The 18494-nt window shown below is 70.0% G+C and carries 18 protein-coding genes; 1 reads left to right on the top strand and 17 read right to left on the bottom strand.

All coding sequences use genetic code 11. From position 1 onward, the window contains the following. Window positions 1-8: 8 nt before the first annotated feature. From AC1MLT_RS08595 to clpB, 10 genes are all read right to left on the bottom strand, one after another. Entirely contained in the window at window positions 9-1382 is a 1374-nt protein-coding gene (locus AC1MLT_RS08595) for an amidase (RefSeq protein ID WP_481031887.1), read from the bottom strand. Next, entirely contained in the window at window positions 1379-2107 is a 729-nt protein-coding gene (locus AC1MLT_RS08600) for a DUF2848 domain-containing protein (RefSeq protein WP_481031889.1), read from the bottom strand. Before AC1MLT_RS08600 ends, AC1MLT_RS08595 begins: the two co-directional genes overlap by 4 nt. Before the next feature lie 23 nt (window positions 2108-2130). Continuing rightward, a complete protein-coding gene (locus tag AC1MLT_RS08605; protein WP_481031891.1) occupies window positions 2131-3528 on the bottom strand; it encodes a TRAP transporter large permease in 1398 nt (465 codons plus the stop codon). Next, complete coding sequence (locus AC1MLT_RS08610) at window positions 3525-4145, bottom strand: TRAP transporter small permease subunit (RefSeq protein WP_481031893.1); 621 nt, start codon at window positions 4143-4145, stop codon at window positions 3525-3527. Before AC1MLT_RS08610 ends, AC1MLT_RS08605 begins: the two co-directional genes overlap by 4 nt. After that, on the bottom strand, window positions 4145-5227 hold the full coding sequence (locus AC1MLT_RS08615) for a TRAP transporter substrate-binding protein (RefSeq protein ID WP_481031895.1): 1083 nt from the start codon (window positions 5225-5227) through the stop codon (window positions 4145-4147). The genes AC1MLT_RS08610 and AC1MLT_RS08615 overlap by 1 nt, the downstream gene beginning before the upstream one ends. A gap of 75 nt (window positions 5228-5302) precedes the next feature. Beyond that, window positions 5303-6130 (bottom strand): putative hydro-lyase, encoded by an 828-nt coding sequence (locus AC1MLT_RS08620; RefSeq protein WP_481031897.1) that lies wholly within the window; start codon window positions 6128-6130, stop codon window positions 5303-5305. Beyond that, window positions 6127-6519: a cupin domain-containing protein gene (locus AC1MLT_RS08625; RefSeq protein ID WP_481031899.1), complete on the bottom strand. Its 393-nt coding sequence runs from the start codon at window positions 6517-6519 to the stop codon at window positions 6127-6129. The genes AC1MLT_RS08620 and AC1MLT_RS08625 overlap by 4 nt, the downstream gene beginning before the upstream one ends. A gap of 127 nt (window positions 6520-6646) precedes the next feature. Further along, window positions 6647-7564, bottom strand: a complete 918-nt coding sequence (locus tag AC1MLT_RS08630) for a LysR family transcriptional regulator (protein WP_481031901.1) — start codon at window positions 7562-7564, stop codon at window positions 6647-6649. A gap of 100 nt (window positions 7565-7664) precedes the next feature. Next, on the bottom strand, window positions 7665-8006 hold the full coding sequence (locus AC1MLT_RS08635; RefSeq protein WP_481031903.1) for a hypothetical protein: 342 nt from the start codon (window positions 8004-8006) through the stop codon (window positions 7665-7667). A gap of 5 nt (window positions 8007-8011) precedes the next feature. Further along, a complete protein-coding gene (gene clpB / locus AC1MLT_RS08640) occupies window positions 8012-10633 on the bottom strand; it encodes an ATP-dependent chaperone ClpB (RefSeq protein ID WP_481031905.1) in 2622 nt (873 codons plus the stop codon). 129 nt (window positions 10634-10762) lie between these two features. On the opposite strand from clpB, the gene AC1MLT_RS08645 reads away from it, so the two are divergent. Next, window positions 10763-11749: a Bug family tripartite tricarboxylate transporter substrate binding protein gene (locus AC1MLT_RS08645; RefSeq protein WP_481031907.1), complete on the top strand. Its 987-nt coding sequence runs from the start codon at window positions 10763-10765 to the stop codon at window positions 11747-11749. Between the two features lie 19 nt (window positions 11750-11768). Here AC1MLT_RS08645 and AC1MLT_RS08650 read toward each other — a convergent pair whose 3' ends face one another. From AC1MLT_RS08650 to AC1MLT_RS08680, 7 genes are all read right to left on the bottom strand, one after another. Then, window positions 11769-12260, bottom strand: a complete 492-nt coding sequence (locus tag AC1MLT_RS08650; RefSeq protein ID WP_481031909.1) for a molybdenum cofactor biosynthesis protein MoaE — start codon at window positions 12258-12260, stop codon at window positions 11769-11771. A gap of 2 nt (window positions 12261-12262) precedes the next feature. Next, window positions 12263-12514 (bottom strand): MoaD/ThiS family protein, encoded by a 252-nt coding sequence (locus tag AC1MLT_RS08655; protein WP_481031911.1) that lies wholly within the window; start codon window positions 12512-12514, stop codon window positions 12263-12265. Window positions 12515-12560: 46 nt separating this feature from the next. Beyond that, window positions 12561-13826, bottom strand: coding sequence for a molybdopterin molybdotransferase MoeA (locus tag AC1MLT_RS08660; protein ID WP_481031912.1), 1266 nt, complete (start codon window positions 13824-13826; stop codon window positions 12561-12563). Further along, window positions 13819-14364, bottom strand: a complete 546-nt coding sequence (mobB, locus tag AC1MLT_RS08665) for a molybdopterin-guanine dinucleotide biosynthesis protein B (protein ID WP_481031914.1) — start codon at window positions 14362-14364, stop codon at window positions 13819-13821. Before mobB ends, AC1MLT_RS08660 begins: the two co-directional genes overlap by 8 nt. Before the next feature lie 25 nt (window positions 14365-14389). After that, window positions 14390-15817 carry a threonine synthase gene (gene thrC, locus AC1MLT_RS08670; protein ID WP_481031916.1) on the bottom strand — a complete coding sequence of 476 codons (1428 nt, stop codon included), beginning with the start codon at window positions 15815-15817 and terminating at the stop codon, window positions 14390-14392. Then, window positions 15817-17142 (bottom strand): homoserine dehydrogenase, encoded by a 1326-nt coding sequence (locus AC1MLT_RS08675; protein ID WP_481031918.1) that lies wholly within the window; start codon window positions 17140-17142, stop codon window positions 15817-15819. The genes thrC and AC1MLT_RS08675 overlap by 1 nt, the downstream gene beginning before the upstream one ends. 105 nt (window positions 17143-17247) lie before the next feature. Continuing rightward, window positions 17248-18486 carry a pyridoxal phosphate-dependent aminotransferase gene (locus AC1MLT_RS08680; protein WP_481031920.1) on the bottom strand — a complete coding sequence of 413 codons (1239 nt, stop codon included), beginning with the start codon at window positions 18484-18486 and terminating at the stop codon, window positions 17248-17250. Between the last annotated feature and the right edge of the window lie 8 nt (window positions 18487-18494).

The following is an 18494-nucleotide window of genomic DNA, read 5'->3' on the forward strand; positions in this document are numbered from 1 at the left end:
CGATCGTGTCAGGCCGCCGCGAGGGCCGCCTCGACCGCCAGCGCGACCGCCGCCAGCCGCGCGTCGTCGCCGCGCACCGACGACAGCATCAGCCCCACCGGCAGGTCGCCCGCGCGCTGGCACGGCAGGCTGAAGGCGCAGCCATCGAGGAAGTTGATGGCGAAGGTGTTGCGCAGCAGCAGGCCGTTGGCCTTGAAGAACTCGGCATCGACGGCGAGCGCGTCGATCGCCGGCGCCACGATCGGCACCGTCGGGCAGAGCAGCGCGTCGAAGCCTTCGAGCGCGCCCTCGACGCGGCCGATCCAGTCGCGCCGCCGGTCCTGCATGACGATGTAGTCGGCCGCGGCGACCGACATGCCCAGCTCGACGCGCGCGGCGACGCGCGGGTCGAAGCGCTCACGATGCGCGCTGATGCGATCGCGATGCACCGCCGCCGCCTCCACGGGCGAGAAGCCGCCGGGCGCGTTGATCTGCGCGATCTCGGCCAGCTCGGCCAGCGGCACGTCGACGATCCGGGCACCGGCCGCCGACAGCCGGTCGACCGCGCGGTCGAAGGCCTGGGCCACCGCCGGCTCGATGCCGTCGAACATCACGGTGCGCGGCACCGCCAGGCGCAGGCCCTGCAGCGGCCGATGGCGCACCACCAGCGGGGCGTCGGCGATGGCGGCATCGACCCACAGGCAGTCGGCCACGCTGCGCGTCATGGCGCAGACGGTGTCGAGCGAACGCGCCAGCTCGAACGCGCCGGTGCGCGGCACGCGCGACTGCGTGCTCTTGAAGCCCACCAGGCCGCAGAGCGCGGCCGGGATGCGGATCGAGCCGCCGGTGTCCGAGCCGAGCCCGGCCACCGCCAGCCCGAGCGCCACGGACACCGCCGCGCCCGACGACGAGCCGCCCGGGATGCGCGCCACGGCCGGATCGGCCGGATGGCGCGGCGTTCCCAGATGCGGGTTGATGCCGACGCCGGAGAAGGCGAACTCGGTCATGTTGGTCTTGCCGACGATGGCGGCGCCGGCGGTGCGCAGGCGCGCCACCGCCACCGCGTCGGCCACCGCCGCGGGTTCGCCCTCGCAGACCACCGAGCCGGCCAGCGTGGTCTCGCCGGCGACGTCGTAGAGGTCCTTCACCGTCACCGGCAGGCCCGCCAGGACCGGCAGCGCGACACCGGCGCGCCGGGCGGCATCCGCGTGGCGGGCGGCGGCCAGGGCCGCGTCGGCATAGAGCCGGGTGAACACGTACCGCGCCGGGGCGGCGGCCGCGCCGTCGAGCGCCTGCGTCACCAGGGCCTCGTGGGACAGCGCGCCGCTCGCGATGCGCTCGCGCAGGGCGGCGATGCCATGGCCCGCCGTCCCACCCGCGCCCAGGTCCGCCGCGGCCGTCACGCGATCACCTCCAGCGCCTGCACGGCGTAGCGGTGGACGATGCTGCGCCGGTGGCGCGGGTCGTGGATCTCCAGCTCCATCTCGGTGGCCGGCCGGATGCCTTCGCCGCGCGCGTTCGGGATCGCGCCGAGCGTGCCGCAGGTCATGAACCGGCCCTCGATGCCGCCTTCGGCCGCATAGATGCCGTCGCGCAGGCCGGCCAGCGGCCGGATCGATGCGAAGGTGCCCTCCTGGTAGTCGACCCACCGGCCCTCCTCCAGGATGCGCGAGCGCAGCTGCAGCTCGTCCTGGTGACCGGCGACATCGCTCCAGCGCCAGGCGGTGGTGGCCACGGGCTTGGCGCACATCTGCTTGGAGACGGCGACCGAATAGGTCTCGACCTGGCGGTCGGTGTGGTCGGAGGCGACCGTGAGCCACCATTCGCCGGCGGCGAAGAACAGCATCGGCTCGGCCTCGCCCGAGCTGTGCGGCCCCAGCGCCTCGATGACGCCCGACTGCGTGAGCAGCGCGGCGCCGACGCGGTAGTAGAGCGGCACGCTGGACGGCCGGGGCACGCCGATGGCCTCGAGCTCCTCGATGTGGTGCTCGATGGCGGCGGCGTCGCGCCCGGTCCAGCCGGCGATGACCAGCTGGCGCGGCGCCACGTGCAAGAGCCGCGTCGCGCGGGTGCCGTCGGCGGCCACGGCCTCGCAGGCGAAGGAGAGATGCGGAAGGGTCGATGACATGGATGAACCTGTGCGGGAGGGAGTCACATGAGATAGGCCGGCAGCCACAGCGCGATGGCGGGGAACACCATCAGCACGATGATCGCGAGCATGTAGACGAACATGAAGGGCAGCACGCCGGCGAAGACGTCGGTGATCGGCCCGGGCTGCCGGCGCATGCCCTGCAACACGTAGAGCACGGTGCCGTCGGGTGGGCTGATCATGGCGATCTCCACCAGCATGGTGATGACCACGCCGAACCAGATCGGATCGTAGCCCAGCGCCGTCACCACCGGGAACAGCAGCGGGATGGTGGTGATCACCATCGACATGCCCTCCATGAAGGTGCCCAGCGCCAGGTAGAAGCCGATGATCACCAGCATGATCACCCAGCCCGGAAATGGCAGGCCGGTGAGGAACTTCGCCAGCATCTGCGGGATGCCCAGGGACGACAGGATGTAGTTGAGGAAGTAGGCGCCGAACAGGATCAGCGCGATCATCGAGGTCGTGCGCGCGGTCGCCTTCATCGATTCCGACAGCATCTTCCACTTCAGTTTGCGGTCGGCCAGCGCCAGCACCAGGCTGCCCGCCACGCCGAGCGCGGCCGACTCGGTGGGCGTGGCCCAGCCGGCGTAGATGGTGCCCAGCACCAGGGTGATCAGCAGCGCCGTCGGCACCAGGTCCGACAGGCTGGCGATGCGGTGCTTCCAGGTGATGGCCCGCGAGGCCTCGTCGCCATGCAGCTTGAGCCTGTAGCTGTAGTACAGGATGACGGCGGTGAACAGCGCCACCACCAGGATGCTCGGGCCGACCGCCGCCAGGTACAGCGCGCCCACCGAGGTCTCGGTGATCAGGCCGTAGATGATGAAGGTGATGCCCGGCGGGATCAGGTTGCCCAGCGCGCCACCGGCGGCCAGCGAACCCAGCACCAGCTTGGGCGGATAGTGGCTCTTCTCGAAGTACGGCAGCGCGACCGAGCCCATGGTGGCGGCGGTCGCCACGCTGGAGCCGGCCACGGCCGAGAACACGCCGCAGGAGATGATGTTGGTGTGCAGCAGGCCGCCGGGCAGGCGCCCCATCCAGATGTTGAGGGCGCGGTAGAGCCGCTCCGACAGGCCGGCGCGCAGCATCACCTCCCCCATCAGCAGGAACAGCGGCACCGACACCAGCACGAAGTTGGTCGACGGGCTCCAGATCATCTCGCCGATGAAGTTCCAGAACGGCCGGTCCGACAATCCGAAGCCCGCCAGCAGCGACAGCACGGCCAGGGCCGCGCCGACATAGATGCCGCCGGCGAAGAAGCCGACGAAGGCGACCAGCACGCTGGCCAGGGCCCACCACGGCACGCTGGCCGAGGCGGCCGCGGCCGGGCCCTGCACGCCGAAGAGCGAGGCGCCGCCGATCAGCAGGCCGATGGCGACGATGAAGACGATGGCGATCATCGGGCGGCTCCCGCGGTGGCCGGCTGCGGCACGGGCGACTGCATGCCCTGCTGCGCCTCGGCCACGGCCTCCAGGGTCTCGGTGGCCTCGTCGACATAGGTGCGGGCCATCAGCATGCGGTCCATGCCGTCGGCATCGCCAGTGGCGAGCTGGCGCACGGCGCGCGCGGCCAGGGCCACCACGGCCAGCAGCAGCAGGCCGAGGCCGGCGGCCCACAGGCCCTGCGGCACCGCCAGCGGCGTGTGCAGCGCCGACAGGTCGGTCGAGCCGAAGTCCCACGAATCCCGGGTCAGCGAGAAGGCGCCCCAGGCGAAGAAGCCAGAGGCCACCATCAGCGCCACTAGGGAGGCCAGGTGCAGCCAGACGCGCACGCCCAGCGGCATCTTCTGCACCAGCACGTCGATGCGGACGTGGCCGCGCTCGAACAGGGTGCCCGCCAGGCCCCAGCTCATGCCGATCGCCATCAGGTAGCCGGTGATCTCGGTGGTCGCCTCGGTCGAGAAGCCCAGCAGGCGCCGCGCGGCGATGTCGAAGCAGATCAGCAGCGTGATCACCAGATAGCACCAGCCGGCGATGGTCATCGCCTTGGCACTCACCCATTCGAGCGCGCGGAACATCACTTGGCCGTGTACTTGATGCCGGTGATCGGGGCGATCACCTGGGTGTAGGTCGTGGCGCAGCGTTCACCGCAGCGCTTGACCCAGCCGGGCAGCACGTCGTCGGCGACGTGCTTCTGCAGCGCGGCGGCGACGGCGGCCTCGGGCTTGGCCTCGACCATCGGCTTCTTCATCAGCGTGTGCAGCTTGCAGCCATCGGCGCGGCCGACGTTGCAGGCGACGCCGTCGTTGGTGGCCTCCACGCCCAGCTTCCACTGCGCCTCCTGGACCTCGGACATGGTCTTCTCGAACTGCGCGCGGATGGCCGGGTCGAGCTTGTTCCACCACGCCAGGTTGACGAAGTAGCCCGAGGTCGACCACGACAGCGGCAGCGTGTAGAGGTGCGTCGAGACTTCCGGCCACTTCACGCCGTTGCCCGATCCGGCGCCGGTGATGCCGCAGTCGACCGTGCCGCGTTCCAGCGCGGTGTAGACCTCGCCGAAGGCTAGCGACACCGGCTGGCCGCCGAGCGACTTGATGAGGTCGGAGGCCGACGGACCGTTGGTGCGCACCTTCAGGCCCTTGAGGTCGGCCAGGCTCGCCACCGGCTTGCGGCAGAACAGCATCTGGCCGGAGAACGGATAGGTCGCCACCAGCTTGATCCCCAGGCGTTCGAGATCCTTGTTGGCCACCGGCACCATGGCATCGGCCACCTTGCGGGCCTGCGCGATGTCGGCGTTCATGCCGGCGAGGTCGACGCCGTCGAGCATCGGCACGTCGCCCGAGACGGTGGTCAGCGGCGCGGCGGCGATGTCGACCTGGCCCGAGCGCACCAGGCGCAGCACCTCGGGGCCGTTCACGTTGCGCTCCGGCCAGGACGACAGCGTGACCTCGACGCGGCCGTTGGTGGCCTTGGCGATGCCGTCGCGCAGCAGGGGCTGGTCGACCTTGGTGTACTGCGGCAGGTTCGGCGATACCTGGGTGATGGCCTGCACGGCGACCTTGGGGCCGGCGGGCACCTGGGCGACGGCGGTGCCGGCCAGCAGCAGGACGGCCGCGGCCACGGAGGCGACGGCGGCGAGGGGGGACGGGGAACGCTTCATCGGATGGACTCCTGGGGGACGCGAAGAGGGAACGGGAAGGAAAGGTACGGGGCGAGGGATCGCGCGCGGTCCGCGCTAGAAACTGGCGATGCGGTGGTTCAGCAGGTCCGTGATCAGCATGCAGCCGGGCGCGTGCGTGATGCACAACGGCGGCCGGGCGGCCATCACCACCGACTGCGGCGTCACGCCGCAGGCCCAGAACACGGGCAGCTCGTCGTCCAGGATGGCGACCGGTTCGCCGAAGTCGGGCCTGGCGAGGTCGGCGATGCCGATCAGGTCGGGCCGGCCCAGGTGCACCGGCGCGCCATGCACCTGCGGGAAGCGCGAGGTCACCTGCACCGCGCGGATCGCATCGGCCGCGTTCATGGGCCGCATCGACACCACCAGCGGACCCTGGAAGATGCCGGCGGGCACCGTCGGGACGCTGGTTCGGTACATGGCGACGTTGCGGCCCTCGGCGACGTGGCGCAAGGGCACCCCGGCTTCGAGCAGCGCCTCCTCGAACGAGAACGAGCAGCCGATCACGAAGCTCACGAGGTCGTCGCGCCAGAGAGCGGTGACATCCGTCGGCTCGTCGACCAGCACGCCATCGCGCCAGACGCGATAGCGCGGCACGTCGCTGCGGATGTCGATGTCCCGGCCGAGCGACGGCAGCGCCGGATCGCCCGGCTCCGAGACCGCCAGCAGCGGGCACGACTTGGGGTTGCGCTGGCAGAAGCGCAGGAAATCGTCGGCCTGGGCCTGCGGCAGGATCACCAGGTTGCCCTGCACGTGACCCGGCGCCATGCCGGCGGTGTGGCCGGCATGGCCGCCGTCGCGCACCCGCCGGCGGGCGTCGAGGCCGGCGCCGGTCGTCGCGCCGGTGGCCGGGGTGGAAGCGGGGAAAGAGGCGACGGTGTTCATTCGTAGTACTGGATCTCGAACAGCACGCAGCCGGTTCGCGAGGTGAAGGGACCATGCACGGCGCCCGGAGGCCGGCAGGCGAAGGTGTAGGGGCCGAAGCTCTCACCGCCCTCGCCCCGGTCGTCGCAGCCGACCACCAGATCGCCCTCGACGACGAACACCTGCTCGTGGAAGTCGTGGACCACCGGCCGGTCGATCAGCGCGCCGGGCGACCAGCGCGCGAGCCGGGTGCGCGACCCCGTGGCGGCGACCGTGTCGAGGTCGTCGACCAGCAGGATCTCGTCGATGCGCCCGGCCGTGCAGGCCACGGGCGACCACGCGGTGGAGGCGTCATCGGGACGGATCGCGAAGAACTCGCGATGGCGCCGGGCGATCATGGGACTGTGCATGGCGCGCAGTGTTGTCGCGCGACCGCCCGGGGTCAAACGGGAAATTCTTTCGACGATCGATAGGGTTTCGTGATGCACGGCCCTGGCGCATCGGCCCGCCCCACGATCGGGCGCGGCATGCGCCGGATCAGGGCGCGCGCGCGTCGTCGCGGCAGGTCGACAGGAACTGGTCGCAGGAGGTCTGCGCCATGCCGACGAGCGCTTCGGCCAGCGGCGATGTCGGCTCCAGCCGCCGGCTGGCCACCAGCGGCAGCGCGATCGGCACCGGATCGACATCGAGCGCGACCAGCCGGCCGTCGCGCAGGTCCTGCTGGATCACGGCCGGTGGCAGCAGCGCCGTGCCGAAGCCGCTGCGCGCCAGGTCGACCATCGCGCCGATCGACGAGAAGTAGCTCACCCGCAGTTTGGCGCAGCCGGCGGCGTTCTGCGCGATGTTGCGATAGACGCTCGACTCGCGGTTGAACGAGATGATCGGTTGCTCCGCGATGTCGGCGAAGGACAGCAGGCGGCGCGAGGGGAACCTCAGCGCCAGCGAGGGGCTGGCCACCCAGCGCATCGCCAGGTTGGCGATGCGCCGGTTGTCGATGAAGCCGGGCGTGATCTCCTCCGACAGGATCACGCAGTCGAGCGTGCCGCGCAGCAGGTCGTCGCGCAGGCGCGGGGTGATGTCGCACACCAGGTTGAGCGTGGCGTTGGGATAGCGCTCGGCGAAACGCGAGAACAGGTCGGGCAGCCAGGTATGGGCCACGGTCTCGATGACGCCGATGCGCAGCATGCCCGAGAAGGCGTCGGTCTGGCCCATGGCCACGACCATGCGGGCCTGCAGTTCGAGCATGCGTTCCGCATGGGGCAGCAGCTCGGTGCCGTGGTAGGTCAGCATGACGCCCCGGTGCTCGCGGTCGAACAGGCGCACGCCGAACTGCTCCTCCAGCGTGGCGATGCGGCTGGAGATGCCGGCCTGGGTGGTGTTCATCTTCTCGGCGGCAGCCTTGAAACTGCCGAGCTTGACGACCCAGACGAAGGCTTCGAGGAAACGCACGTTCATACGCTCAGTCTATCGAGGGATGACCGGACGCGGCCGCTGCGGCCGCTTCAGCCCCGACCGCGCACCCGTGCGCGGAGCGGCGCACGCGTGGCGTGGGAGGTCAGTCGTTGCGCGCCGCCGGTCGGGCGCGCACGTCGGTCACGTCGTCGGCCGGACCCAGCGCGACCGGACTGCGCACCGACTCGCCCCGGGCGCGCGCGCCGACCACGTCGGCGGCACTCGGCTCGGCCGCCCGGCCCGCCGCGCGGAAACGCTCGAAGCCGCTGCGCGGATCGAAACGGCCCGCCATGGCGGCCCAGGGCGACACCGGCTTGCCGGTCAGGCGCGCCCAGCCATAGCGGGCACCCCAGACGGCGGCCAGCACGGCCACCAGGAAGAACAGGCCCGTCGCGACGATCAAGCCCAGGAGGAACAGGACGATACGAATGAAAAAGTTCATCATCGGCATTAGGCCAGAGCCTCTGCCGATGGTTCCCCCATGCGCTTGAAGGTGAATTGTCCCGGCGACTGGATCGGATCGGTGGCGACGTGGATCGTGTCCTTCGGCCCGAAGCTGCCATCGAGCAGCAGCTTCGAGAGCGGATTCTCGATGCGCTGCTGGATGGCGCGCTTGAGCGGCCGCGCGCCGAACACCGGATCGAAGCCGACCTTGGCGATCTCGGCCAATGCCGCCGCCGAGACGTCGAGGAACAGGTCCATCTTCGCCAGCCGCGCCTGCAGCACCTTGAGCTGGATCGCCGCGATCGATTCGATGTTCCTGGCATCGAGCGCATGGAACACCACGGTCTCGTCGATGCGGTTGAGGAATTCCGGGCGGAAGTAGTTCTTCAGCTCGTCCCACACCGCTTCCTTGATCTCCTCGGACGGCCGGCCCACCATCGACTGGATGATCGGCGAGCCGATGTTGCTGGTCATGACGATGACGGTGTTCTTGAAATCCACCGTGCGGCCCTGGCCATCGGTCAGCCGGCCGTCGTCGAGCACCTGCAGCAGCACGTTGAAGACATCCGGATGGGCCTTCTCGACCTCGTCGAGCAGCACCACGCTGTAGGGCTTGCGGCGCACCGCCTCGGTCAGGTAGCCGCCCTCCTCGTAGCCGACGTAGCCCGGTGGCGCGCCGATCAGGCGCGCGACCGAATGCTTCTCCATGAACTCGCTCATGTCGATGCGGATGAGATGGTCCTCGCTGTCGAACAGGAAGCCCGCGAGCGCCTTGCACAGCTCGGTCTTGCCCACGCCCGTGGGACCCAGGAACAGGAAGCTGCCGGTCGGGCGGTTCGGGTCCGACAGGCCCGAGCGCGAGCGCCGGATCGCATTGGCGACCGCGCCGATGGCCTCGTCCTGGCCGACCACGCGCTCGTGCAGCTTGTCCTCCATGACCAGCAGCTTGTCGCGCTCGCCCTGCATCAGCTTGGCCACCGGGATGCCGGTGGCGCGCGCCACGACCTCGGCGATCTCCTCGGCGCCGACCTGCGTGCGCAGCAGCGTGGGCGTGCTGCCCTTGCCACGGTGGGTCTCGCTCTCCTGCGCCTCCCTCAGGCGCTTCTCCAGGCCGGGCAGCTGCCCGTACTGCAGCTCGGCGACCTTGTTGAAGTCGCCCTTGCGCGTGAACTCGTCGATCTGGAACTTGAGCTTGTCGATCTCCTCGCGGATGTGCGCGCTGCCCTGGGCCTGGGCCTTCTCGGCCTGCCAGATCTCGTCGTAGTCGGCGATCTCCTTCTGCAGCCGCGCGATCTCCTCCTCGATCAGGCCGAAGCGCTTCTGCGAGGACTCGTCCTTCTCGCGACGCACGGCCTCGCGCTCGATCTGCAGCTGGATCAGCCGGCGGTCGAGCCGGTCCATGACCTCGGGCTTGGAGTCCATCTCGATCTTGATCTTGGCCGCCGCCTCGTCGATCAGGTCGATCGCCTTGTCGGGCAGGAAGCGGTCGGTGATGTAGCGGTCGGACAGCTCGGCGGCCGCGACGATGGCCGGGTCGGTAATGTCGACGCCATGGTGCACCTCGTACTTCTCCTGCAGGCCGCGCAGGATGGCGATGGTCGCCTCCACGGTCGGCTCGCCCACCAGGATCTTCTGGAAGCGGCGCTCCAGCGCGGCATCCTTCTCGATGTACTTGCGGTATTCGTCCAGGGTGGTGGCGCCCACGCAGTGCAGTTCGCCGCGCGCGAGCGCGGGCTTGAGCATGTTGCCCGCGTCCATCGCGCCCTCGGCCTTGCCGGCGCCCACCATGGTGTGCAGCTCGTCGATGAAGACGATGGTCTGGCCCTCGTCCTTGGCCAGCTCGTTGAGCACGCTCTTCAGGCGCTCCTCGAACTCGCCGCGGAACTTGGCGCCGGCCAGCAGCGCGGCCATGTCGAGCGACAGCACGCGCTTGCCCTTGAGCGACTCGGGCACCTCGCCGGCGACGATGCGCTGCGCCAGGCCTTCGACGATGGCGGTCTTGCCCACGCCCGGCTCGCCGATCAGCACGGGGTTGTTCTTGGTGCGGCGCTGCAGCACCTGGATGGCGCGGCGGATCTCCTCGTCGCGGCCGATCACGGGATCGAGCTTGCCGCGACGGGCGCGCTCGGTGAGGTCCATGGTGTATTTCTTCAACGATTCGCGCTGGCCCTCGGCATCGGCGCTGTGGACGCCCTGCCCGCCGCGCACGGCATCGATGGCCGACTCGAGCGACTTGCGCGCCAGGCCCTGGCCGCGCGCCAGGTTGCCGATGTCGGCCTTGCTGTCGGCGAGCGCCAGCAGGAAGAGCTCGCCGGCGATGAACTGGTCGTTGCGCTTGATGGCTTCCTTCTCGGTCGCCTGCAGCAGGCGGTTGAGCTCGGGGCCGACCTGCACCGCTTCGCCGCCCTGGACCTGCGGCAATTTCTTGATGGCGGCCTCGGCCGCCTGCGACAGGCCGGCGACGTTGACGCCGGCGCGCTCGAGCAGAGCGCGCGGTCCCTCGTCCTGGCGCAGCATGGCCGCGAGCAGATGGACCGGCTCGATGTAGGCGTTGTCGTTGCCCAGGGCGAGCGACTGGGCGTCGCCGAGGGCTTCCTGGAATTTGGTGGTGAGTTTGTCTTGACGCATGGCGAATGTTTCCTTGGACTGAAAATAAGACCATGGCGCCGCGATTCAAGGGCCGGCCGGGCCATGTGGCCGCGCGTTCCATGTCTCTCAATCTACTCCCTCCTTCGACGCAAACCTATGACATCGATCATGCGAACCCCTCCTTCACGGCGCGATGTGCTGGCAGCCGGCCTGGGTGGCCTGGCGGCCCTGGCCGCCGGCCCCACCCGCGCGCAGGGCGGTGGCGCGCCCATCCGCCTGCTGGTGGGTTTTCCGGCCGGTGCCGGCAGCGATGCCATCGCGCGCGCGCTGGGCGAGAAGCTCAAGGACGAACTCGGCGCCCCGGTGGTGGTGGAGAACCGCGCCGGCGCCGGTGGCCAGATCGCGGCCCAGGCGCTCAAGGCCGCGCCGGCCGACGGCCACACCCTGATGCTGTCGCACGACCACACCATCTCGATCCTGCCGCAGGTGGTGAAGAACCCGGGCTTCGACCCGGCGCTCGACTTCGTGCCGGTGGCCGGCTTCGCCAGCTTCGCCAACGTGCTGGCCGTCTCGGGTGGCACGCCGGCGCGTGGCTTCGACGAGTACATCGCCTGGGTGCGCAACCGGCGCGGCGGACGCGACACCATCGGCGTGCCGGCGCCGGCGTCGATCCCGGAGTTCCTGGTGCGGCTGATCGCCGAGCGCACCCGCCTGGACATCCAGGCCGCGCCCTACCGCGGTAGCGCGCCCCTCATGGCCGACATGCTGGGCGACCAGATCGGCGCCGGCATCGCCTCGGTGCCCGACTTCATCGAGAACCACCGCGCCGGCAAGGTCCGCATCGTCGCGACCATCGGCGCCAGGCGCCAGCCGCTGCTGCCGCAGGTGCCGACCTTCGGCGAACTCGGTTTCGCCAACCTCGACGACCTGCCCTACTACGGCATCTTCGCGCCGGTGGGCACGCCGCAACCGGTGATCGACCGCTTCGGCGCGGCCCTGGCCAAGGTGCTGGCGATGCCCGACGTGCGCCAGCGACTGACCACGATGGGCCTGAGCGTGGGCTACGAGCCGCAGGGCCAGTTCGCCGGGCGGGTGCGCACCTATACGCAGTCGTGGCAGCGGATCATCCGCGCCAACGGCTTCCGGCCCGCCTGAGGCCGGCGCCGGGGCCCGCTCAGGCGTTGGAGGCCTCGATGCCCCAGCGCGCGAGCGCGGCATCGTCGGCGACGCGGGCGTCGACCCAGCGCGCGCCCTCGGGTGTCTGTTCCTTCTTCCAGAACGGCGCCTGGGTCTTGAGATAGTCCATCAGGAACTCGCAGGCCTGGAAGCTGGCGCCGCGATGCGCCGACACCACGGCGACCATCATGATGCGCTCGAGCGGCTGCAGCAGGCCGACCCGGTGCACGACGCGGGCGCCGACGATGTCGAAGCGGGCGTGGGCCTGGTCGATCATGGCCTCGATCGCCCGCTCGGTCATGCCCGGGTAGTGCTCCAGCTCCATCGAGGCGACCTGGCTGCCGTCGTTGCGGTCGCGCACCGTGCCGACGAAGCTGCAGACGGCGCCCACGCGCGCGTCCGTGCCGTGCAGCGCCTCGATCTCGCGCTGCAGGTCGAAGTCCTGCGTCTGGATCGAGACGCGCGCTGGACGGGGGTCGATCTGCGCCATGCTCAACCGCCGGTGACCGGGGGGAAGAAGGCGATCTCGGCGCCGTCCTCCAGGATCGCGTCCTCCGGGCTCATGACCTGGTCGCGCGCCATGCGCACGGCCTTGCCGCGCGCCAGCGCCGTGGCATGGGCGCCGCCGCGTGCGATGAGTTCGTCGCGCAGGCCGGCCAGGGTCGCGGCCTCGGACCGGATCGTCTCGCCGCTGCCCAGTGCCTCCCGCACGGAAGCGAAGTAGCGGATGCGGATGGTTTTCATGGCGGGATCGGGAAATGTCTGGTCGGTCGTCGGACGAGGCGGGCCATCAGGCCAGCAGGCCATCGAACGGGATGAACCGAACGATGTCGCCCCGCCGCAGGGGCTGGCCGGCCGGCGTGTCGATCACGCCATCGCCCCAGGCCATGGAGGTCAGCACGCCCGAACTCTGGTTGGGGAACAGGTCGAGCCCGCCCGCGGCATTGCGGCGCGCCCGCAGGAATTCGCGCCGCCGGTCGGGGCGCGGCCAGTCGGCGTCGATGCGCATCGACACGGCCTGCGGCTCGACCTGCTCGACGCCCTGCAGCCGCAGCACGAAGGGCCGTACCAGCAGCAGGAAGGTCATGAAGCTCGACACCGGATTGCCCGGCAGTCCGGTGACGTGCGCCGCGCCGATGCGGCCGTACGCGAAGGGCTTGCCGGGCTTGATCGCCAGCGACCACAACGAGAGCCGGCCGAGCGATTCGATCGCGACCCGGATGTGGTCCTCCTCGCCGACCGAGACGCCGCCGGTGGTGACGATCAGGTCGTTCGAGACCGCCGCCGTGCGCAGGGCGTCGATGGTGGCGTCGAGCCGGTCCGCCACCAGGCCCAGGTCGGTGACCTCGCACCCCAGTCGCGCGAGCAGGGCCCGCATGAAGAAGCGGTTGGAGTTGTAGATGGTGCCGGGCTTCATCGCCTCGGGCGCGACCTCGCCCGGCATCACCAGCTCGTCGCCGGTGGACAGCAGCGCGACGCGCGGACGGCGCGCCACCTGAAGACGGTCGAGGCCCACGCTGGCGGCCAGTCCCAGGGCGGCGGGCGTCAGGCGCCGGCCACGGACGAGCACGACGTCGCCCCGGGCCACGTCCTCGCCGGCGCGGCGGATCCACTGGCCGGCGCTCGGCGTGCTGCCGATGCGGACCTGATCGGGACCATTGCCGGGGACGACGTCCTCCTGCATCACGACCGCGTCGGCGCCCGCCGGGATCGGCGCGCCGGTGAAGATGCGCGCGACGCTGCCGATGGCCAGCGGCGCGCCCACGCTGCCAGCCGGGATGCGCTGGGACACCGGCAGCTCGACCCCGGGCACGGCGCAATCGGCGCTGCGCACGGCATAGCCGTCCATCGAGCTGTTGTCGTGCGGCGGCACGGTCAGGCCGGAGACGACATCGAGCGCCAGCACGCGGCCGTCGGCCTCGAAGGTCGAGACGCTCTCGGTCGCCGGCTCCGGCGCGGCCTGCGACAGCAGGGTCGCCAGCGCGGTCTCCAGCGGCATCAGGGCAGGCCGTGGGGCGGGAGCGGCCGGAGTGGCGGAGACGATCGGTTCAGGCATGGGCAGGGAGCTTGTAGTCGAAGCGGTCGGACTGTGCGAGCAGCCAGGCCACGACCGCGTCGGCGTCATTGATATCAAGCACCGGCAAGGCGGTCGGATGCGGCAGGCGTCCTGGCGCGTCGGTGGCGACGGCCACCACGTGGGGATCCTCGGCATAGTGCGGCGGCCGCGGCGCGGCTTCGGGGGCGGCCTCGCGCCAGACTTCGATCTTGGGCAGATCGGCATGCCGGAAGCCTTCGACCAGCACCCAGTCGACCCCGTGATCGAGCTCGGCGATGAGCTGGTGCACGGAGGGCTGCGCCGGCTGCTCGAACTCGCGGATCAGCGCCAGGCGGCGGTCGGAGGCCACCACCACCTCGAAGGCGCCGGCCTCGCGATGGCGATAGGTGTCCTTGCCGGGGTGATCGATGTCGAAGCGATGGTGCGCATGCTTGACCACCGACACGCGCTGGCCCCGGGCCTTGAGCAACGGGATCAGGCGCTCGACCAGGGTCGTCTTGCCCGCGCCCGAATAGCCGGCGAAGCCGATGGCTTTCATGCGGTGGAGCCGCCGGACCGGCCGCTCACGCGGTCGCCGGTTCGCAGTGCTGCGCGATGAAGGCCTTGACGGCCCGGGCATCGGCGGCCAGCTTGTGCACCCGCTTGGGCAAGGCCTCGATGCCCTCGAACCTCGCCGGCCGATCCGGCTCGTGACCGAGCGCCTCGACGATGGTGGAGGCGAACTTGATCGGCAGGGCCGTCTCCAGCACGATCATCGGCACGCCGGGCGTCAGGTGCTCGCGCGCGGCCTTCAGGCCATCGGCGGTGTGAGTGTCGATCAGGGTGGCGAAGCGCCGGTCGGTGTCGCGGATGGTGGCCAGGCGATCGGCATGCGTGCTGCGGCTGCTGGCGAAGCCGAAGCGCGTCGCGGCCTCGGCGAAGCGCGGGTCGGCGCTCAGGTCGAAGCGGCCATGACGGCCGATCTCGCCCTCGAACAGATTGCGCGTGAGTGCGCCGTCGCGGCCGAGCAGGTCGAAGACGAAACGCTCGAAGTTGCTGGCCTTGCTGATGTCCATCGAGGGACTGGAGGTCTCGTGCGTGTCGGCGGCCGAACGCACGCGATAGACGCCGGTGCGGAAGAACTCGTCGAGCACGTCGTTCTCGTTGGTGGCCACCACCAAGGTGCGGATCGGCAGGCCCATCATGCGCGCCACGTGGCCGGCGCATACGTTGCCGAAGTTGCCCGAGGGCACCGAGAAGCTGACCTGCCGGTCGTTCGAGGGCGTGGCCTGGAAATAGCCGGCGAAGTAGTAGACCACCTGCGCCAGCAGGCGCGCCCAGTTGATCGAGTTGACCGTGCCGATGCGGTACTGGCGCTTGAAAGGCAGGTCGTTGGAGACCGCCTTGACGATGTCCTGGCAGTCGTCGAACACGCCGTCGATGGCGATGTTGTGGATGTTGGCGTCCTGCAGGCTGAACATCTGCGCCTGCTGGAACGGGCTCATGCGCCCGTCCGGCGAGGTCATGAAGACCCGGATGCCGCGCTTGCCGCGCATCGCGTATTCCGCCGCGCTGCCGGTGTCGCCGCTGGTGGCGCCGAGGATGTTGAGCGTCTCGCCGCGGCGCGCCAGTTCGTATTCGAACAGGTTGCCCAGCAGCTGCATCGCCATGTCCTTGAAGGCCAGCGTCGGGCCGTTGGACAGGGCCTCGAGGTAGGTGGCGTCCTCCAGCTCGCGCAGCGGCACGATCTCGGCGCTGCCGAAGACCTCGGCCGTGTACGTCTTCGCGCACAGCGCGCGCAGGTCCTCGGCCGGGATGTCGTCGATGTAGAGCGAGAGGATCTCGAAGGCCAGCTCGGCATAGGGCAGCGCGCGCCAGCGCCCGAGCGTGGCGGCGTCGACCTGCGGATAGTGCGCCGGCAGGTACAGGCCGCCATCGGGCGCCAGGCCCTCGAGCAGGATGTCGCAGAAGCGGCGCGGCGTGGCGTCGCCGCGGGTGGAGAGGTAGTGCATCAGCTCAGCTCCTCCTTGCGCAGGCGCACGATCGGCGCCAGCACGGTGGGCAGGGCCTGCAGCTGGGCGATGGCGTCGTCGAGCGTGCCTTCGCGCGTGTCGTGGGTCAGGATGATGACGTCGGTCTGGGTCGAGCCCTCGCCGCCGATCTCGTCGGCCTCGCGCTGCAGCACGGCGTCGATGCTGATGCCGGCCTCGGCCAGCAGCCCGGTCACCTTGGCCAGCACGCCGGCCTCGTCGGCCACGCGCAGGCGCAGGTAGTAGCTGGTGACGACCTCGCGCATGGGCACGACGTCGAGGTGGTCGTTCATGGCGTCGGGGTGGAAGGCGAGGGGCGGCACGCGCTGCGCGGCGTCGGCCTCGTGCAGGCGCGTGATGTCGACCAGGTCGGCGATCACGGCGCTCGCCGTCGGTTCGCTGCCGGCGCCCTTGCCGTAGTAGAGCGTGGTGCCGACGGCATCGCCGTGCACCACCACCGCGTTCATGGCGCCCTCGACGTTGGCCAGCAGCCGCTTGGCCGGCACCAGCGCCGGATGCACGCGCAGCTCGATGCCGCCGGCGGCGCGGCGCGTGATGCCCAGGAGCTTGATGCGGTAGCCCAGCTGCTCGGCGTACTTGATGTCCTGGGCGGCGAGCTGGGTGATGCCCTCGACGTGCGCCTTGTCGAACTGCACCGGCATGCCGAAGGCGATGGCGCTCATCAGCGTGATCTTGTGGGCGGCGTCGACGCCCTCGATGTCGAAGGTCGGATCGGCCTCGGCATAGCCCAGGCGCTGCGCCTCCTTGAGCACGGTCGCGAAGTCGAGCCCCTTGTCCCGCATCTCCGAGAGGATGAAGTTGGTGGTGCCGTTGATGATGCCGGCGATCCACTGGATGCTGTTGGCCGTGAGGCCCTCGCGCAGCGCCTTGATGATCGGGATGCCACCGGCCACGGCGGCCTCGAAGGCCACCATCACGCCGCGCTGCTGCGCCGCCGCGAAGATCTCGGTGCCGTGCACGGCCAGCAGCGCCTTGTTGGCCGTCACCACGTGCTTGCCCGCGGCGATGGCCTCGAGCACCAGCTGCCGGGCGATGCCATAGCCGCCGATCAGCTCGACGACGATGTCGATGTCGGGGTTCGCGATGACCTCGCGCGCATCGGCGACGACGCGCGCGCCCTCGCCCACGACGGCGCGGGCGCGCTCGACGTCGAGGTCGGCCACCATCGCGATCTCGATGCCGCGGCCGGCGCGGCGCTTGATCTCTTCCTGGTTGCGGCGCAGCACGTTGAACGTGCCGCTGCCGACGGTGCCGATGCCCAGCAGGCCGACTTGGATGGGTTTCATGGATACAGCAGTCATGTCAAAGGAACGGGCGGAACGGAACGGATTGCCGGACGCTCCGGCTCGCGCATCGCAGGCGAAGGCGCGCGGCCGCGGCGTCGGGAGGGGTCAGACCGTGGCGGTCGTGCGCAGGCGGCTGCGATAGCGCTCGAGGAACTTCGCGATGCGCCCGATGGCCTCGCGCAGGTCTTCCTCGTGCGGCAGGAAGACGATGCGGAAGTGGTCGGGCGTGGCCCAGTTGAAGCCGGTCCCCTGCACCAGCATCACCTTGGTCTCCTTGAGCAGTTCGAGGAAGAACTGGCGGTCGTCCTCGATCGGATAGACCCGGGGATCGAGCTTCGGGAACATGTAGAGCGCCGCCACGGGCTTGACGCAGGTCACGCCGGGGATCGCGGTGATGAGTTCGTAGGCCAGGTCGCGCTGGCGGCGCAGGCGCCCACCGGTGCCCACCAGGTCCTTGATGCTCTGGTAGCCACCCAGCGCGGTCTGGATCGCCCACTGGCCCGGCACGTTGGCGCACAGGCGCATGTTCGAGAGCATGTTGAGCCCCTCGATGTAGTCACCCGCCAGCTTCTTGTCGCCCGAGACCACCATCCAGCCGGCGCGATAGCCGCAGGAGCGGTAGCTCTTGGACAGCGAATTGAAGGTCAGCGTCAGCACGTCGTTCGACAGGCTGGCGATGGCCGTGTGGCGCACGCCGTCGTAGAGGACCTTGTCGTAGACCTCGTCGGCGAAGATCACCAGGCCATGCTCGCGCGCGATGTCGATGATGCCGCGCAGCAGCCCTTCGGAATACAGCGCACCGGTCGGGTTGTTGGGGTTGATGACGACGATGCCCTTGGTGCGCGGCGTGATCTTGGCGCGGATGTCGGCCAGGTCGGGCATCCAGCCATTGTCCTCGTCGCACAGGTAGTGCACCGGACGGCCGCCCGACAGGCTGGTCGAGGCGGTCCACAGCGGATAGTCGGGCGTCGGCACCAGCAGTTCGTCGCCGTCGTCGAGCAGCGCGTTGGTGGACATGGCGATCAACTCGCTGGCACCGTTGCCCAGGTAGATGTCGTCGAGCGTCACGCCCGCGATGCCCTGCTTCTGGGTCTCGTGCATCACGGCCTTGCGCGCGGCGAAGATGCCCTTGCTGTCCGAATAGCCCGCCGAGGCCGGCAGGTTGCGGATCATGTCCTGCTGGACTTCCTCGGGTGCATCGAAGCCGAACACGGCGAGGTTGCCGATGTTGAGCTTGATGATCTTCTGGCCCTCTTCCTCCATCTGCTTGGCGGCGTCCATGATGGGGCCGCGGATGTCGTAGAGCACGTTGGCCAGCTTGGCCGATTTCTTGAGCTGCTTCAAAGTCCCTC

It is taken from the genome of Variovorax sp. PEI5 (genome assembly GCF_056679935.1).

Coding starts and splice junctions, on each gene's coding strand:
- AC1MLT_RS08655 (WP_481031911.1), bottom strand. CDS start 12,514: ATGAAAACCATCCGCATCCGCTACTTCGCTTCCGTGCGGGAGGCACTG.
- AC1MLT_RS08615 (WP_481031895.1), bottom strand. CDS start 5,227: ATGAAGCGTTCCCCGTCCCCCCTCGCCGCCGTCGCCTCCGTGGCCGCG.
- AC1MLT_RS08620 (WP_481031897.1), bottom strand. CDS start 6,130: ATGAACACCGTCGCCTCTTTCCCCGCTTCCACCCCGGCCACCGGCGCG.
- AC1MLT_RS08635 (WP_481031903.1), bottom strand. CDS start 8,006: ATGATGAACTTTTTCATTCGTATCGTCCTGTTCCTCCTGGGCTTGATC.
- AC1MLT_RS08625 (WP_481031899.1), bottom strand. CDS start 6,519: ATGCACAGTCCCATGATCGCCCGGCGCCATCGCGAGTTCTTCGCGATC.
- mobB (WP_481031914.1), bottom strand. CDS start 14,364: ATGAAAGCCATCGGCTTCGCCGGCTATTCGGGCGCGGGCAAGACGACC.
- AC1MLT_RS08605 (WP_481031891.1), bottom strand. CDS start 3,528: ATGATCGCCATCGTCTTCATCGTCGCCATCGGCCTGCTGATCGGCGGC.
- AC1MLT_RS08600 (WP_481031889.1), bottom strand. CDS start 2,107: ATGTCATCGACCCTTCCGCATCTCTCCTTCGCCTGCGAGGCCGTGGCC.
- AC1MLT_RS08610 (WP_481031893.1), bottom strand. CDS start 4,145: ATGTTCCGCGCGCTCGAATGGGTGAGTGCCAAGGCGATGACCATCGCC.
- AC1MLT_RS08660 (WP_481031912.1), bottom strand. CDS start 13,826: ATGCCTGAACCGATCGTCTCCGCCACTCCGGCCGCTCCCGCCCCACGG.
- AC1MLT_RS08675 (WP_481031918.1), bottom strand. CDS start 17,142: ATGAAACCCATCCAAGTCGGCCTGCTGGGCATCGGCACCGTCGGCAGC.
- AC1MLT_RS08650 (WP_481031909.1), bottom strand. CDS start 12,260: ATGGCGCAGATCGACCCCCGTCCAGCGCGCGTCTCGATCCAGACGCAG.
- thrC (WP_481031916.1), bottom strand. CDS start 15,817: ATGCACTACCTCTCCACCCGCGGCGACGCCACGCCGCGCCGCTTCTGC.
- clpB (WP_481031905.1), bottom strand. CDS start 10,633: ATGCGTCAAGACAAACTCACCACCAAATTCCAGGAAGCCCTCGGCGAC.
- AC1MLT_RS08645 (WP_481031907.1), top strand. CDS start 10,763: ATGCGAACCCCTCCTTCACGGCGCGATGTGCTGGCAGCCGGCCTGGGT.
- AC1MLT_RS08630 (WP_481031901.1), bottom strand. CDS start 7,564: ATGAACGTGCGTTTCCTCGAAGCCTTCGTCTGGGTCGTCAAGCTCGGC.